The organism is Winogradskyella sp. (assembly GCF_013213835.1).
GTDB lineage: Bacteria > Bacteroidota > Bacteroidia > Flavobacteriales > Flavobacteriaceae > Winogradskyella.
The window spans coordinates 34,553-51,523 of sequence record NZ_JABSSU010000014.1; the positions used below are offsets into that span (position 1 = coordinate 34,553).

Here is a 16,971-nt window from a genome sequence, read left to right on the forward strand (position 1 = left end):
TATTTAGTAAACAGTTTCTATTAGTTCAATTTCTTCATTAATCTGATCAATTAATTTTTCCGCTAGAAGTCGCTGAGAATTGTATCGGTCTAATTGTTTATTAATTAAAAGTAATCTATAATCAATATAGTTTTTTAATACCTGAGTATAATTTTCATCGTTTATGTTTTCTGGTATAAATTTTAAGAATAAATCGTTAGTGATTTCTGTGTTGTTTATTGTAATTGCGGAATCAATACCAGATTTAATTTGGTCTGTTTGTCTGTAATAAGCCAGAATCCTTTCGACTAATAAGTTACTTCGCAACAAATCTATTTTACCAGATGAAATGAGGTTGTCTATCACAGTTTTATTAGCACTAAATTTATATCGCTTTATGAGAAGGTCGAGATCTTCAATTGGTTTTTTAATATTCTTAATATAGGATGTTAAATTCGTTTTAATTTTATTTAGATCATTAATTAAAAGACTATCCTTAGCCATAATAGCTTCATACAATCTAACGTCAGAACCTAAATTAGTGGTGAGTCTTGTGAGATAAAGTATTTCCTTTTCCTCGTTTTGATATTCAATATTAACATTATTAATTTTGACAGCTATTAGGATACCAATAACCACTAAAATAATTTCACCAACGCCATATTTTATATACTTACCAAACTTTCCTTCACTTAGCAAGTTTTGTCTAATTCGTCTGAAAAACCTTAACATCTATAATTATAAGTTTAATTGAGATTGAGTTGCCATGAGATCCCATATTGGTCTATAACCCATCCAAATCTCTCACTAAAACCATAATTGTTTAAAGGCATGGTAATAGTTCCATTTTCCGATAGTTTTGTAAAAAGATTGTCCTGTTGAGATTCGCTTTTACATTCAATAAAATTTGAAACTGCAGGTGTGAAATCCCAATCATGAATTGGAGGGCTATCACTACACATAAAAAGATTTCCATTAAGACTAAACGTGGCCTGCATAATTTTACCTTCTTCAACAGGTGCTTCTTTTTGCCATCGCTTAACATCAATTATTTCAGAGTTTTCAAATATTTCAATATAAAAGTTCATAGCATTTTCAGCATTATTATCTTGAAAAGTGAGAAATCTATACATTTGATTTTCTGTCATCTTTTTATGTTCTGTTAGTATATTGGTAAGGCTATCTCTCTCAGCTTTTAAGTTTTCGATCTCAGAAATTTGAGCTTGTTCTTTTTCGTGATTAGCGCAACTAAGAACAATTAAACTAAATATTGTTATAAGAGTTATGTGTCTCATAATATGCGATGTTTACAATTCATTTCAAGTTAAAATAGTCTAGGTGTGTTGTATAAAAAAACAAGCAACTTTGCTTTCAGGTTCAAAGAATATATACAAATCACCATCTCCCCAAAAATTCATTCTCTCATAATAGAGTTTTGACCAATCGTCTTTTGGGGTTACGGTTGTCGTTTTTGTTTTTACGTTGAGAGCATCTGTAAGCTGGCATAAAAATTTCATGGTTTTTTTTGATTTTGGACATGTAGGGATTTCAGGATTTTGTATCCAATTTGGTACACCTGAAAAAGCCATGTTATCAAAGTCAAATGTTTTTTCCATGGTTATAAATACCTTCTCATAAATTATTTCAGAATTAGGGTTTATTTCATCATAGGAGGATTCTGTGTCTTCTAACTCTTCTTTGTTCAAAATTTTTGGATTTAATGGGTCCGAATAGTCAACAAAAACTTTATCAATATCTAAATAAAGTGGTGCAATTAAATGAATATCAGATGGAAGCCAATTAAATGTCTCTTCAGTGTTTGAGAGTTTTCCTAAATATTGAAAAGGTGCTTTTAACTCTAAATCCGGCATTTTAAATTCATCTGGAATATCACCACCAAGATAACTTTTAGATGTATCTACCTCTACAAAACGAAAAATCTGATTTGGTTTTAGGGTTTGAAATTCTAAGCCAATTTCTTTCTCATTTAATTCGCGCACTGTCCGTTTACCTTCTTCATTATCAAAAGCCTTAACAAGTTTTCCGTTCTTAAATACAAGATCTATTGAAGCCCATACATTATTAGCAGTTTTTTTATCTACAACCTGTGTTTTAAGAAATTTTTGACATTGTTCATCTCCATTAAATTCTACTTCCCAACCGGCTAAATAAATATGTTCTTCGGTCTGACCAAATAATGAAGAAAAAAAACTCATAAAGAAAAGAATAGAAAGTTTAGTAAATATTTTCATGTGTCATTTAACTTTAATTCACGATGGAATTATCTAATGGTATAAGTTAATGATATTTTATGAATTAAGTATTCTGATATTTTGCTTACAGTGTTTATTTATTTTGGGATTTGTCATTTCTCAATACAGATTGATGCCGTCCTTAAAAATTGGGGTTTCTAATTCAGGACTTTTACCGTAAGCTTTGTTGAAAGCATTTAAAAATATCGAGAAGAAGGCTTCATGGTTTTGCGTACTTTTTTCTGGGATTAGTCCAGCTTTGTATTCAAAGGCATTTACAAAGTTTTCGTTTTTAGAAATGATATGAATAGGTGTGTCTTTATTAGAATTATTGTTGGTTATAAATGGTGGTTGATGATCACCGAATAACACAATAATAGTATCATCTAAATCAATATTAAGAATAAATTTTTCTAAATAATCAAAATGATAATTAATAGCTGTGGTATAATTTTTAATTGCATTTTTCTTGAGGCCATCAGTGAGTTGAAAATCTTCAGAATTATAAGCGTTCCAATCTTCTAACGCTTTTGTTGGAGAGTAAAAGCTGTAATGTGAGTTTGTTGTATTTACAAATAGAAAAAAGGGTGACTGACCAAGGTGTTTTTGATAGGCATAATTTAAGGTGTATTCATCTGGTAATGTGTCTCTATTACCGAAAATTGGTACGGTCTTTCCTTTGTAATCAAAGTCTTCTATGAGCATTAGTTCATCAAAAGGATATAGATTATTAACTTTTTCCCAGTTGACTTCATTCTGATTATAGGACAAGGTTGCTGTAGAAGTCGTTTTATAACCATGGTTTTTAAAGAACTTTGGTAATGACTCTAACTGAGACACAAAATCTGTTTTGGTATAAATAAGATCATGCGCAGCATTATCTTTAACTTTTGCGCCGTAAAAAAGACAAGAATGACTAATCCAAGAACCTCCAGAACTGATGGGTGATTTGCTTAAAGTACTTGCACTTAACCAACCTTTTTTTTGTAATACCTTGTCTAATTGTTTCAATTTGTCAATAACACAATGTTTTACTTTTTCGTCTTGTAGAGCAATTTCACCATAAGATTCAAGTGAAAGAAAAATAATATTAGGATGTTTCAAAGGTTTAATCTCGTTAACGTATGAATAAGGTTTTTGATAGTTAAGAGATTTTAAAGAATTTTTAAGTTGGTTACTTCTATTTAAGTTTAAAATGAAGTGCCTAATAATTGAAAAATTTATGGCACTCATATAGAAATCATAACGCATTTTTTTTATTGAGTAAGCCGATAACGCTAAACTCATTACAATAAAGCATAGTATAACACCTTTATAGTGAAACTTTAAGGATGTTGAAATTAAAAGATCCGTTAAAAAATAAAAACATACAGATACTATTACTGTCACTAAAATAGCACTGAATAAAGCTAACTTTGCTTTATTTCTGTACGCCATAAATCCTGTTTTGGCAAATTCTATATCATTAGTTAATACTGGGTCTTTTTTAAAAACCGAAATAATAGAAGAGATGTAGGTAACGTAGACAAATCCAAAAGTTGCCATAAGCGTTATGGCCATTTTAAAAAAGTCAGGCAAGACGTTACTGATTAAAAAGAGTATAATCAGCACTTGAATTTCTGCAGAGAATCGGAAGAAATCGTTGGTAAATCTTTTATAGATTATTGTTTTGGTAATATGAGTAAATCCTTGTTCTTTTTCAGCCTTATTCTTTGGGTTATTATTAAGAAATAACCCAATAATCCAATGGGGAAGAAATACCAAGAAGTTAATGCCAAGAAGGCAAAGAAAAAATAGTAGTGCTTCTTTCATTGATTTGGTTTTTTAAAATCAATGATGTAATATTTCATAACACCTTCATTAAATAATTTTTCTAGATACAAGCCACCTCGCATAATTGTAGCTACTGAATTTATTTGTTTTAATACATTCAGTAAAATAATACTAAAATTTACTTTAAGATTGGATTTTGTTTGAACGAAATCTGTAAGGTCCTTTTTAAGACGAAATGGTGGTAAAACATCTGAAGCCGATAATAGCTCTGCAAGTTGCCAATCCTTTTGATAGCTTTTAATTGAATTAGAGTAAGTTTCATTTGTCAAAAAATCATCCACGATAATTAAAGTACCGTTTGGTTTTAAGGCATTCCTTAAGGACTTAAGGGTTTTCTCTAAATTTAAACTGTGCTTAACGGATTCTGTCGCGATTATAAAATCAAAACTTTTTGGTTCTAGCTTATCATAAGATGTCACGTTAAAGGTGACAAGATGCTCTAAATTCTTTTCCTTAGAAAATTGTGTCGCTTGCAGAATTTCTGCATCACTTAAGCTTATGCCTTTAACTTGGCAATGTTTTGTTTCTGCAATTAATAGACTTCCATAACCAACACCACAACCAGCATCCAAAACTTTACTGTCAGCATTAAATTGGTAGTTGTCTAAAATCCATTTATAAATATCATCATATCCAAAGGCAACGGTATTCAATTTTTTATGAATAGGATATGGTGCTTTAGCACTTTTTCCCTCCCATTTAAAAAGTCTGTTATAAATAGATGTTATTGCGGCTTCGGTCATTTTTTTTCTAATATGAATAAAAATTCATTCGCTTTTTCAATTGGTGTTTTGCTTGTTACGACAGATTTATAATCAATGGTTTTTAACCAAAAACTTCTTCTTTTAAGACGTTTCATTAAAGGATATTGATCTGGGTAAACATTGGAAATGTTGAATCCAGCCTTTGTAAACAATTGAGACCACGAATTGTAATCCATGGCGTCTTGATGGCCAGCTTTGTTTTTTAGCCCTAGAAATTTTTTAAAAAACATCCAGTTTGTAGATTGAGAATTTCGTACTAAAAAGCAATATCTACATTCCTTTTTTCCAACTCTAAGAAACTCATTAAGTACTTTGTCCTTATCAATCATTCGTTCTAAAGATCCAATACAAGTCAGTAGGTCAAAACTGTTATCCTCAAATGGTAGTTCTTCTGCATTTGCAACGCTTACATCTAGTTGTGGAAATTTTGCTTTTACTTTTGCTATCGCTACATCAGAAATGTCTATACCACTAGGCACTACATTATATTCTAAAGAAGCCTCTAAAAGTCTACCAAGTCCACAAGCTATGTCTAACAACTTTTGGTTAGCTTTTGCATTAAGTACTTCTAAATATATGTAATACGCGTGCTTTGGTCTCAAATACCATTCACCACGTTTGGTATAGGTGTTATTAAACCAATCTACGATTTGTTTTTGTTCTGTTGAATGTTTAATCATAGATAGCGTCTTATTTTCTTTTTATAGCTGAGGTATTTATCACCATGTAAGTTCGTTAAATAATCTTCTTCTAGAAGTATTTTAAAATGCATATGAATGATATAGATAACAAAACATATGCTGTACAAGATAGATGGTTTTATCATGAAAAAACCTAAAAAGCTAATGTACAAACCTATTAAACCAGGATTACGACTATATTTAAAAATACCAGTAGAAATAAAATCTGTGAGCATATTTGCCCTCATAGCATTAATTTTTGAAAGGTATTTATGGCTGAAAATCCTTCCGAATATTACTAACAATATTCCCGCTATTGCCATGAGATTTGATGTTATTGAGACATTATTAAAACTCAATTCATAGAGTAAAAAAGCTGGTAAAAGATGTAAAAGGTATATGAAGACTAAAGGAATTACAAATACAGCCAATTTGGTACCAAAAGACCATCTAAAAATCCGTGCTTTATGTTGTGAAAATCCAGACACATCTTCCTCTTTAGGCCTAAGTATACGCTTTGTAACCACAATGCTAGGCACGCTATAATAGAACAACTCTAAAATTAAGGATACATAAAACGCTATGATGGTGTATTGAATTATGAGATTCATACCTTAACTATATTAGACGTTAAAAAATCATGAAACTCATTAGTGACCATTTCCCAAGATCTCTGAGTACTATTTGATGCATTACAAAATTTTGAATAGTCCTCAGGTTTTGAATGCCAGTTTAATAAAGCACTCGTAAAATGCTTTACATTGTAGTTTTCAATAGGTAAGTAGTTTTTAAATGTTTCAAAAAACATATAATCGCCTGTCTTGTAACTTATGGTTGGTATATTAAGTGTTAAAGCCTCAAAAATGGCCATGCCAAAGGATTCGGATTTTGATAAGCTTAAAAAAATATCTGCATTAATGAATTCAAGATAAAGGTCATTTCTGTCAATTTTATCTAATATGACAACATTAGCATTCGTTTGTTTTAATCGTTCAATGATGTGTTCAGCATAACTTGGATTTAAATCATTATTACCAACAATACGAAACTCAAACTCTTCTCTTTCTAGTGTTTCTATAAGTGTAATGAGCATCTCATAACCTTTATTTTCAATAAAGTTGGCAACAAGTAATATGCGCTTTGGGATATCCTTGAAAGTCGTTTTTCCGTTCCATGTAAGTTCAATTCCAGGTCTAATTACTGTAACATTCTTTGGGTTAAGATGCCATGTGTCAATAAGTTCAGTTTTTGTTGGATTGCCAGTAACAATACATTTGGCACGATCTCTTAAAAATTCAATCTTGTGTGCTTCAATTTTTGGAATTTGATGTATTAAGGCAAAAATAGGTGTGTTATTATGAAACTTAGAGTAGTCGATGGAGTTTAAAACTAAACTGTCTAGAATGCATAAATCATAGTGGTTATGTTTAGATTCCACATGGTAGTCAACCGTATGACCTTTGTTAATTAATCCTTCGATAATATTCTGGTTGTATCGATTTCCACCAGAGATGATATTTAAGGATATATTATTTAAGAATTCAATATACATTTGATGAGACTATTTATGATATTGAATAAATCCTATAGCAAAGGAGATGACTATATTCATTGAACCAATGGCCAAGATGACCGTTTGAAAACGATCTTTCGTTATTAAACCCAAAAGCAGAATCACAAAGAAACTTGCTGCTATGATAGTTCCGTAATTGGTTTTTGATTCGCTTTTGCTTTTTCTTGGAATACAGAACGTATAAATCCTATAGATGTATCTTAATAATCCCGGGATTAAAATCCACCATGAAATGTCCTGGAAAAAGTAATAATAAAAGCACATTAACAGCACAAAAAATGCGTCAATTTCCATGTCAAAATACTGACCAAAAAAAGATGATTCGTTAAAATACCGCGCTGCTTTACCGTCAAAAAAATCTAATATTACTGCAGTTGTAAGACCATAGATTAGAAAAGTTTCTTGTGAGTTTATCAATTGAAAACTAAGAATGATAAGTATATATCTAATGAGTGTAATGGTATTAGCAACACCAAAAAATCGTTTCGATTGAAATAAAGATGCTCTGTTGATGACAACTAATGCGATAATTGATACGGTAAATACAACAATAAGCGGTTCAGTTTTTTTTAAGAAAAATGCGATTGCAAAGGCAATGACCATTGCAAATGCATTGTAAATACTCCAAGTTTCAATATGTCTTTTTTTGAGAATGCTCATAAATTTACTCACCTGAATAACTCGCCCAAGCGTCGTGAGTTTCACCAAGGCAAACACTTATTTTACCATTAAAGAATGCGTTAACCTGATCTTTGACACGATCATGAATATGTTTAGCTACAAATTCGGTAGTTGTAAGTTTTCCTTTGAATTCCGGAAGTTCATCTAGGTTTTTATAATTCAACGTTTTTAAAACTTCAGCAGTAACAGATTTTGCTTTACCAATATCGATCACCACATTGTGCTCATCTAAATTTTTAGATTTAAATGTTACATCTACCACATAGGTTGCCCCATGCATGTGTTGCGCAGGACCAAAAAATGGATTTGGTAAAGAATGCGCAATCATTATTGAATTTCTAACTTTTACAGTATACATTGCATTAGTATTTTATTAAATAGATTAAACCGTCACCATGCGTGTTGCGTCTTACGGCATTAAAAAAATCAGGTGCCTTTTCAAAAGGAATAATATTAGTGATTAAGGCATCAAAAGCATCGTTTTTCAAAATATTTACAGCTAAGATTTTCCTTTTGTGATAATCAAATTCAGACCTTTTATCTAAAGGTATTTTTGACACTTGAGTTGAAATAATCTTGAGCCTATTCTTATGAAAATTTCCACCAAGCTTTATTGTAGTTTCATCATCACCATACCAACTCATTTCAATAATAGTACCTTCCTCATTGGCATGATCTATACAAACCTGAAGCGCATTTTCATTGGCAGCGGTATTAAAAGTAATATCGAAAGTATCTCCAGTTTTAAAAAGTTCAAAACCTAAATCCTTTGCTTTTTGCTGTCTCCATGTATTGGATTCAAGAATTTTGGGTGAGATTTTATAATGATATTTCAAGGTTGTGGCAAGTAAAGACCCTAAGTTTCCAAAACCAGTTATAAGTATAGATTGTTCTTTGCTGAGTTTACTGTCCCAAATAGCATTTATAACCGTTTCCATATTACTTATTAATGGAATTCTTCGGCTTGGTAAATCTTCACAATCTGTAAATATAGATTCAGGTTTTACAACACATTTATCTTGATGTGGATGCATAACATGTACTTTGGTACCATCTTTAAGCTTGCCTGCTACCGCATAACCATAAGCAATTGGTAACGAAAAATCCCCCTGCATATACGGTACTTTCATATAATTCACAACAGATTCTGGTACCTTTTTTTGAATGACTAAACGCTCAGTGCCGAGGCTAATCATTGAATATTGGCTCATGACTTCAATCTCATTCTTTTTGACTTGAGGCAAAATCATTTCTTTGATTTCACTAATTGTTGAGCTATGCCAAAGTACTTTTGTCATTGAAGTCCTGCAGTTATCATAAATGAATTGCCAACTGGTGTCACAAACATATCAGAAAGTTCATAGGCTTCATTAACTGTTGAAACTTCAGGAAGTTTTACAGCTTTTATACCATTGCCGAATAATAGTGGGGAAATATGAAACTGAATAATATTAGCATATTTAGTCTCAATGAACGCGCTTAATGTGTCTCCGCCACCTTCAATTAAGATTGAAGACATATTTTCATCCTTGCACTTTTTAAGAATGTCTCGAATTTTTTCTTCTTTGTTTTCACCGGAGTAAAAAATAAATTTATCAAAGCTGTTTGCAACATCGTCATAGCCAAACTTTTCATTCCTAATTAAATAGGTTTCGCAATCCGCAATCTCCTTAAGTGCCGACAAATCATCACATTTATTAGATAGGATAAGGCGTTTTGGGTTTGAACCTTCTACATGTCTAACGTTAAGAGAAGGTTTGTCATTTAATACCGTTTTTCCACCTACCAAAACAGCATCAAATAAGGCTCTAAGTCTATGAGAATGTACTAGGTTTTCATTATTCCCAATCCAATGCGAATGCCCAGAACATGTTGCTAAATAACCATCTAAAGATGTTGCTGAATGAATAAAAACATAAGGCAAATCATCATTAAAATGTGATAAAATCGCTAGTGGCCAATAGTTTTGTAAAATACATTTGTCAGTATGAGACAACGTATGTTTTGTAATAAGATAAAGTGACTTAAAAGGCAATTTGGTAATATCAAAACCCGATACGTCAATTTGATTAAGAAGTTGCGACGGAATTAGAATGGCGTCGAAATCTGTGTCTATTTTTTGTGTAGATAAAATTTCAGAAAACGCACCATTTACATAACGCCAGCCCAATATTTTTCCTTCTGGAATAGCGTTTTTAAGGTTCAAGATTTTGGACCAAAGTAAATTATCTACAGTCATAGTATGGTTAGGGATAGATCGAAAAAGATCTACTTAGAATTTTTCAGTCTCATAGTTATGCGAAAAATTACAAAAAAAATTGATAACCTTTAATTTAAGTTAAGTGAATTCAACAAATAGATATTATAAACCAAATATATATGACTTAATAGAGTAGGATGGAGTCGGTTGTACTGTGATTGTGCTTTATATTGTTAATTACTTGCTTTTTATATTTTTAAGAGCTTATAATCATTAGTTAGAGTAACTACAGCACCAATTTCAGTATTTTTTATTTGGCATAAATAATTTTTAATTATTTTTTTTGCTCTTCTCTTCTTTAAAAAACCTAGAGTCTTTTGTTTTTCAGTTTTTTGAAGTACTTCATTCACTGACAAATTAACCCCTGTATAAACTATTTTACCAGATTTATATGTGTTTCCAGTTTCAAGCCCAATCATTTTAGGATTGGCATTGAATATATCTGGAATAATGAATTCACTTTTACATTTCGCTCCATTTACTTCTTTTGAAGTATGAATAAACTTTTTTGTCATGTGTAATTATAATAAATGACTTAATTGAAGAATAGTGCAAAGGGTTATCCCATTTTAATTAATAATAATTATTGTATTGTGAGGCCTTATTTTGATTTCTGTTCAAGATAACTTTTTATGTCAGCTCTTAGTTGTCCAATTTTCTCTTTTCCAGACATAGCTGCTAAATATCTGTCTCTTTTACCAACTGCTATTTTCCATAAATAGCTTTTTAGTAAGCTTCTTTCTTTTTCTTCTAGTTCTATTGGAAGTCTTATGCCTTGAATATGGTTTATGGAGTCATATTCAAAATGTGGTGCAATGGCGTCATTAATTTTATGAAAATAGTTTTGCATAAACTTGTATTCACTATGTTCTTCATTAAATTTTCTAGCCAGTTCATAATCCACTTCGTAGAGATCAATAATCTTACTTCGTAAAGTGTCGTTTTTAATGGTTTCTAACCCTCTTGACTTTAAAGATTCATATCCAGATTTATTTTGTACCACTATACTTTCTCTAGAGAATAAGAAGTAGAACGTGGCTAAAGAGTCGTTTTCTACTTTTTTTCCGTCTATGACATCATTAAAATATTGAATACCTCTAAACGCTATCTTAAAGTACTGTTCATCATTTGCAATATCCAAGCTGTCGCGCTCAAGTCCATTATAAATTTCTTCAAGTATTTTATTTTCGGCAATGCTGTCTTTTCTATCATCGTTCCATCTGTCTAAAATGAAGGCAAGGGAAACTGCAAGAAATATTGAAATAAATTCAAAGAGGTATTTCTTCCAATATTTAATTTTTAATCTGTTTTTCACTGTTAAAGTAATATGTATTTAGATGGTTCACCTTGGTTTTTTTAGCATGGATGTTATGCTAGTAAAAGTTATAACAGCAAGATAGGAATTTTCGATAGAAAATTATGGTGAAATGTACTTTAGCCAGTGTCGACTAAAGTATTTTTTCTTCAATATAGTTTTTGTTGGTTAGAAAATTTTCCAAATCAGATTTATAAGAGTTAAAGTCGAATCTTTTAAGTCTTGATAATCGAGTAAGACAATCAGATTCAGATAGTAGTTCTAAACAAACTCTCTCAATTAATTTTTTCTTATTTAAGCCGGAAACTTGGCTAAAAGTAATTTTACAATCAATTTCTGTACAGTTATTTGACTTAGTCTCAATTCCGTCAACTTGAGAGGTTCTTTCTCCTGGTCGATATCTTGGTCTTTTCTTTTTAAAGAATTGGTCAAATTCTGGTTTGACAGTTATTAGTCCGAAATAGAGTTCGTGAAGGTCTTGTCCATAATTGCGGGTTTCAAAAAACGCTTTTAATTCTACAGATAAATCATTTATCCAATTATTCTGTTCTTGAGTCAAGTTTGTGTATTGTGTAATTCCAAATTTCAATTTATGATCTGATTTTAAATTGTAAACAACGGTCTCGGCTATAATTTCGCTACATTGAAAATTTTAGATCAAAGAAATCAGGTCACTTAAAGTGAAGCTAATTTTTGATTAGATTAAAAGCATTAAGTAACAACCAGTCTGAGTATTTTTTATTAATTATAATGTCTGAAATTCACAAATGAGTTATTTTCATCACTTTTACTTTCTTCCGTAAATCTTATTTCAATGTATTGTTTTTTTCTAAATTCAGGATATTTTGCATTAAGTCTTTCTGATACTTTTTTTGATAATTTTTTTAAGGTTTGGTAGTTATTTGATGAGACATCGTATTCATAAAAAAATACTTTGGCATTATTGTCTTCAGCTTCTGTGCCAAATCCAATAACCAGATTCACATTATCATGCTCAAAATGTTGCTCTAAATCATCAGTTATTCTTTGCAATCGCTCTAGTTTCTCATGCAAGTTGCAAGAATTTAAAAGTAGACTTAGTAACAGAAGTAATCCTATTTTTTTAATTTTCATAATTATTGCCAAACAGCTTTATTTTTAATTAATTTCTGCTCTCAAACCTTGCTGAGATGAGCATATTGGTTTTGTGTTATTAGGTATAGTTTCCTTTAGAATTATGATACCAAGTCATATTTGTTATGGCAACAGAAATGACCAATACTAATGGTGTGATTGACATATTCAAATTTCCAATAAACACTAACCATAAAATTGAGATTAACACTGGACCATATATTAGTACATATTTTAATGTTCTGTTCTGCACCGCATCTGATAGAAATAAAAGTATAGAATTTAACAAGCAAAATGGTCCTGCCTTTATCCAATCCATTACAAATACCATTACGGTTGTATTAAAATCTTTAAAAAGAAGCATGCCTATTAAGAACGTCAATACGGTCACAAGGCCTGCTTGGTACATTAAGTATTTTAAATCTTTAATTATCGCCAATTTCAATTATACATGTTGTTAGCTACAGTCTTTTAATTAGTCCAATTTTCAATTGTCCCATCATCATTGAACCAAATTTCAATATATATCTTTTCGTAAATCGGTTTTCCATTCCGTTTCAGAATATCAAATTGCAATTTAGAAAGCGCTTTTTTCATAGATCTAATGCAATAATTATATTCTCTTTTACCGTCCCAATAATATTCAATTTCATCAGCAGTGAGAGAATCGGTCATTATTACATCTGTTATTTTGCCGTTTCTTCCAATTTCAACTATATACCTTTCTCCACAGTCAAATTTATCGAATTTAGTCCATTTGTATTCTTTAATTGAGTTGAATAGTACATCGTTAATTGTATCTCTTTTTAATCTATCGATTCCATTTTTTAAGTGAATGTAATTCTGTTCTTTACTGATTTGGATAATTTTTCCTTTCTCAATTTTTATAGCTGTTTCATAAATAAAAGTTCTTTTAAACACTCCATCCCAACGAATTTCCTTATTGTCATCTCTTTTTGTAGGAAAGGAGATGTTTCCACTATGCCAATCAACAAATACTTTTCCGTTTTTAACTTTATCACCAAATACTTTACTAATGTGATTTTTTGGAACTTCTTCTTTGTATTCGAGAGCGTGACAGTCTATAATTGCATTCACAAACAAACTATCATTTTCTATTATGTATATTGCTTGATAACCACGCCAGCAATTTAATGATGTTCCTTCTGTTCCGTCAATTGAGTTTCGGAAACTCAAATCAAACAATTTGCCTTTGTCATCTGTTCTTGTTTGTAAATAATTTTCAACAAGTAGATTATATGTTGCAATAGTATCATTTTTATAAATGAGAAAGTCAGGAACTTGTGGACTTGAAGCAAATGAATTTGATAGACATATGCAAAAAAGTACTATTGTTAAAATTCTATTCATTTTTTTGATGTGCATGTAAATTGTGGTTAACGGTCTCAGACGTATGTATTGTTTAAGTGTTCATATTAGCTCTACAGCCAATGTTGTGGTTTGTTTTTATTCCACCTTTGTTAATGAGATATTTGTTGGTAATTGAAATTCCAAGTTTGTAGGTGGATTATTAGGGTCAATTACCTTAATACCTTTGATTGGTTCATTTAAAGTTAATGTAGCAGTTTCATCGTCATTTAAACTAAATTCACCTACTTTGTACTTTTTACTGCTTACATCAGATATTGAAATCCAAATAATATTTTGGGCTTTATAATGTGCTATAACTCTTGGTAATGGTCTGTCATTTGTGTTAAAGATGTCTGTCGTTTCGGAAATAACTATTCCGTTTTCTATGTATTTATATTTCCCAAATATTGCATCACGATATTGAGTTGAATTTTCAGGATATGAGTATTGTTCAAATTCTTCCAATGTCAACTTAAATGAATCATTTCCCTTCTCCCATATCCAAGTGCCAACAAAATTGTCGTTTGTATTTTGTGTGTCTTTGATGTAATAATTGTCGCCTTCTATATTTTCGGGCATAGTTCCTTGAGGATAAATAGTTTTTGCTTTGCAGTTGTAAAGACTAATAAACGATAGTATTATTAAAGTTATATTTTTCATCGCTTGTGTTGCTAGCAGTTTATTGTTTAATGTTATTAATTCAAAATTATATAAGATTGTTTTGATACCAAATCAATAATTAGTGAACTATGCTTTTTACTTAGTTTAATTGCCTTATAAGTGGGTTAAAATAACCACAACGGTCTCTGCTAAGGTTTCGTCGTGTTGCGAATTTCAACCATTTAAAGGTAAACTAATTTTGGGTTTTGCCATGGTGAAGTAATTACTTATAACCATTAACCATTGTTAGCCATTGTATTTTAAAGTTCTTTTTTCATTGCAATAAATTCGAAATTTTCTTTACCAATTTGAAAATCGTGATCACCAATTTTTTCAAAACCGTTTTTTTTGTAAAAATTTATGGCTCTCGCGTTGCTGTTTAGCACGGAAAGCCAGACTTTATTAAAATTTAATTCCTTGGCTTTTTTTAAGAGAAGATCTTGTAATTCAAATCCAATTTTCATTGACAGAAAGTCTTTTAAAACGTAGATTTTCTGAAGTTGGCAAACGTCATTTGATTCAATAAATTCTGAATTGGAATTTAGTTTAAGTTTTGCATATCCTACTGGTAATCGGTTTGCAAAAGCTATCCAGAAAATGTTGTTTGGTTTTTTAATTCCATCTTCAATTTTTTGAACTGAAAATGTGAAATTGTAGTAATCGATTAAATCTTTTTGATCTCTAAAAAAATGTCCAAATGTTTCCGTAAATGTTATTCTCCCGAGTAGAGCAATAAATTGTGCATCTTCTTTTTTCGCTAATCTGATTTCAATAGTATTCATCAATCGTTGAAGCTTATGATTTATTGTGGTTAACGGTCTTGGCTATGATTTCGTTGCGTTGAAAATTCCGCTGGAATTTTCGGCCGTATAAATCAAGCCTTTTAAAGTTAAACTAATTTTGGGTTTTGTGCCATATCTGAGCCTTGAATTATGGCCATTGTTGTGCTTTGGTTTATTTATTCTGGTTTTGAATATTCGATCAATTCCTCCACATAGTGAAAATCGCCTTGATTTTGAGTAAGCTTTATGAAATTTTTTACAGCAGGCGCATATAACCAAACTTCAGTTTCATTTGCGCTATATCCTCTAGAATTGGTTGTTTTACCTGTATATTGTATTGTGTAGGCCATAAATGTTCCCGCTTCTACTGTTTCTTCTTGGTATGATAGTACTTCGGCATTCTGACTTTGGTTTCCAGTAGTTCCGTCTTGACTTGTCCAACTGTTCTCATATTTCCATTTTTTACCTACTTCAAGAGGCCAGTCGTACTTTGGTGTTTCGCTTACATCTGGTTTAACGATTTCGGTAACGGGAATAGTATCTTTACCAATAGTCATACCCAAGGTTCCGTCAAAACTTACTATTTCTCTTGTATCTGTTCCATCAGAGCGTACTTCTCCCTCAGTAGTTACACCTTTATATTTCCAGACCCATTTCTCACCAAGCTGATAATCAGTTAAAGTTGGCTGTTTGGTTGTATTGGGTTTAGTTGAGTTGTTACAGGCACTAAATAATACTAATGCAAATAATAGTAGAATTTGATTTTTCATTTATGTTGTTTAGAACAATTGGACGTGTAAGATCAAATTTTGTTACAATTACTAAAGGTGAATGCCAAACAAAGAATTATATACGTCTGAAGTTAGCTTTAGTCATTCTTTTGCATTGATTGGTATTCAATATCTATTAGCTTGATTAATCCTGTAATGTTCTTTTTTAATAAAACTGATTGCCTTGTGTAATAATTTAGTTCTCTCGATGAAATATAAATATCAGCTAATATTCGTTTATCAGTAATTTTTATAGGTGAGCCAAAATCACCATATCTTATTTCGTATGCATATTTATTTTTTAATTCTGTAGAACGATTCAACACATCTTCACCAATAGCTATAATATTTTGAACTTCTAATTCATAGATGTTTTGCATAGTATTAAATAGCTCACGATTGCTTATAATGTTTGATTTTCCTTCAGATATCATTGAATTATAAGTTCCAATTTTTGGTCTAAATTTTCTATCTGTAAAGAAAATATATTCTAATTCAGATACACCTTCCACTTTAGGAAGCTTACCAATAATTTCCTCGTTTATAAATTCTATAGTTGAGTCTTGAGACATTAATTGAGCAATTCGCCATTTATGATCTTGAATGACTTGTGACAACAATAATGTGTCTTGTATTAAATCACTCTTTATTTCTTTTAGATAGACTTTCTCTGCATCTCGAGTTTTTTTTAGTTCATTCGAGTTATTGATACTTAGCGCAATTAAAATTCCAATAACGACGAGAATAATTTCTCCAATAGCATAAAGAAGATAATTAATGACCTTTTTATCCTTAATCATATTTTGTCTTATTTTTCTAAAGATTTTTGCCATTGATTAATGTTTGATTTAAAAGAAGCACAACTCAAGGGTTAAACGTAGTACTGATTAGAGAATGAAAAGATAATAAATTCCATAGCAATAATTAGAGAAAATTAC

22 protein-coding genes are annotated in these 16,971 nt (G+C 30.8%); all 22 read right to left on the minus strand.

Annotated features, from left to right (window positions below):
* Positions 1-3: 3 nt before the first annotated feature.
* Entirely contained in the window at positions 4-711 is a 708-nt protein-coding gene (locus HRU50_RS15430; protein WP_296352112.1) for a DUF6090 family protein, read from the minus strand.
* A 14-nt stretch (positions 712-725) separates the two neighbouring features.
* The gene (locus HRU50_RS15435; protein ID WP_296352113.1) at positions 726-1,274 is read right to left on the minus strand and encodes a VOC family protein; all 549 of its coding nucleotides are present in this window, start codon (positions 1,272-1,274) and stop codon (positions 726-728) included.
* A gap of 39 nt (positions 1,275-1,313) precedes the next feature.
* Complete coding sequence (locus tag HRU50_RS15440; RefSeq protein ID WP_296352115.1) at positions 1,314-2,231, minus strand: hypothetical protein; 918 nt, start codon at positions 2,229-2,231, stop codon at positions 1,314-1,316.
* A 120-nt stretch (positions 2,232-2,351) separates the two neighbouring features.
* On the minus strand, positions 2,352-4,043 hold the full coding sequence (locus tag HRU50_RS15445) for a sulfatase-like hydrolase/transferase (protein WP_296352117.1): 1,692 nt from the start codon (positions 4,041-4,043) through the stop codon (positions 2,352-2,354).
* Complete coding sequence (locus tag HRU50_RS15450) at positions 4,040-4,807, minus strand: cyclopropane-fatty-acyl-phospholipid synthase family protein (protein ID WP_296352119.1); 768 nt, start codon at positions 4,805-4,807, stop codon at positions 4,040-4,042. Before HRU50_RS15450 ends, HRU50_RS15445 begins: the two co-directional genes overlap by 4 nt.
* Positions 4,804-5,508 (minus strand): methyltransferase domain-containing protein, encoded by a 705-nt coding sequence (locus tag HRU50_RS15455; protein ID WP_296352121.1) that lies wholly within the window; start codon positions 5,506-5,508, stop codon positions 4,804-4,806. The genes HRU50_RS15450 and HRU50_RS15455 overlap by 4 nt, the downstream gene beginning before the upstream one ends.
* Positions 5,505-6,119 (minus strand): methyltransferase, encoded by a 615-nt coding sequence (locus HRU50_RS15460; protein ID WP_296352123.1) that lies wholly within the window; start codon positions 6,117-6,119, stop codon positions 5,505-5,507. The genes HRU50_RS15455 and HRU50_RS15460 overlap by 4 nt, the downstream gene beginning before the upstream one ends.
* Positions 6,116-7,060 (minus strand): glycosyltransferase family 4 protein, encoded by a 945-nt coding sequence (locus tag HRU50_RS15465; protein WP_296352125.1) that lies wholly within the window; start codon positions 7,058-7,060, stop codon positions 6,116-6,118. Before HRU50_RS15465 ends, HRU50_RS15460 begins: the two co-directional genes overlap by 4 nt.
* Before the next feature lie 9 nt (positions 7,061-7,069).
* Entirely contained in the window at positions 7,070-7,741 is a 672-nt protein-coding gene (locus HRU50_RS15470; protein WP_296352128.1) for a CDP-alcohol phosphatidyltransferase family protein, read from the minus strand.
* A gap of 4 nt (positions 7,742-7,745) precedes the next feature.
* The gene (locus HRU50_RS15475; protein WP_296352129.1) at positions 7,746-8,120 is read right to left on the minus strand and encodes a 6-carboxytetrahydropterin synthase; all 375 of its coding nucleotides are present in this window, start codon (positions 8,118-8,120) and stop codon (positions 7,746-7,748) included.
* A gap of 4 nt (positions 8,121-8,124) precedes the next feature.
* Positions 8,125-9,060 carry a hypothetical protein gene (locus HRU50_RS15480; RefSeq protein ID WP_296352132.1) on the minus strand — a complete coding sequence of 312 codons (936 nt, stop codon included), beginning with the start codon at positions 9,058-9,060 and terminating at the stop codon, positions 8,125-8,127.
* The gene (locus HRU50_RS15485) at positions 9,057-10,001 is read right to left on the minus strand and encodes a RibD family protein (protein ID WP_296352134.1); all 945 of its coding nucleotides are present in this window, start codon (positions 9,999-10,001) and stop codon (positions 9,057-9,059) included. Before HRU50_RS15485 ends, HRU50_RS15480 begins: the two co-directional genes overlap by 4 nt.
* Positions 10,002-10,210: 209 nt before the next feature.
* Positions 10,211-10,537 carry a hypothetical protein gene (locus HRU50_RS15490; protein WP_296352136.1) on the minus strand — a complete coding sequence of 109 codons (327 nt, stop codon included), beginning with the start codon at positions 10,535-10,537 and terminating at the stop codon, positions 10,211-10,213.
* Between the two features lie 86 nt (positions 10,538-10,623).
* Complete coding sequence (locus HRU50_RS15495; RefSeq protein ID WP_296352139.1) at positions 10,624-11,337, minus strand: hypothetical protein; 714 nt, start codon at positions 11,335-11,337, stop codon at positions 10,624-10,626.
* 133 nt (positions 11,338-11,470) lie between these two features.
* Positions 11,471-11,926, minus strand: a complete 456-nt coding sequence (locus HRU50_RS15500; protein WP_296352141.1) for a hypothetical protein — start codon at positions 11,924-11,926, stop codon at positions 11,471-11,473.
* 152 nt (positions 11,927-12,078) lie between these two features.
* Positions 12,079-12,369 (minus strand): hypothetical protein, encoded by a 291-nt coding sequence (locus HRU50_RS15505; RefSeq protein WP_296352143.1) that lies wholly within the window; start codon positions 12,367-12,369, stop codon positions 12,079-12,081.
* 160 nt (positions 12,370-12,529) lie between these two features.
* Positions 12,530-12,895: a hypothetical protein gene (locus HRU50_RS15510; RefSeq protein ID WP_296352145.1), complete on the minus strand. Its 366-nt coding sequence runs from the start codon at positions 12,893-12,895 to the stop codon at positions 12,530-12,532.
* 26 nt (positions 12,896-12,921) lie between these two features.
* Positions 12,922-13,821 carry a hypothetical protein gene (locus tag HRU50_RS15515; protein ID WP_296352147.1) on the minus strand — a complete coding sequence of 300 codons (900 nt, stop codon included), beginning with the start codon at positions 13,819-13,821 and terminating at the stop codon, positions 12,922-12,924.
* A 96-nt stretch (positions 13,822-13,917) separates the two neighbouring features.
* Entirely contained in the window at positions 13,918-14,481 is a 564-nt protein-coding gene (locus HRU50_RS15520; RefSeq protein ID WP_296352149.1) for a DUF6705 family protein, read from the minus strand.
* A gap of 260 nt (positions 14,482-14,741) precedes the next feature.
* Positions 14,742-15,263 (minus strand): GNAT family N-acetyltransferase, encoded by a 522-nt coding sequence (locus tag HRU50_RS15525; RefSeq protein WP_296352151.1) that lies wholly within the window; start codon positions 15,261-15,263, stop codon positions 14,742-14,744.
* Positions 15,264-15,439: 176 nt separating this feature from the next.
* Positions 15,440-16,033 (minus strand): hypothetical protein, encoded by a 594-nt coding sequence (locus tag HRU50_RS15530; protein ID WP_296352153.1) that lies wholly within the window; start codon positions 16,031-16,033, stop codon positions 15,440-15,442.
* A gap of 98 nt (positions 16,034-16,131) precedes the next feature.
* On the minus strand, positions 16,132-16,866 hold the full coding sequence (locus tag HRU50_RS15535; RefSeq protein ID WP_296352155.1) for a DUF6090 family protein: 735 nt from the start codon (positions 16,864-16,866) through the stop codon (positions 16,132-16,134).
* Positions 16,867-16,971: the final 105 nt, after the last annotated feature.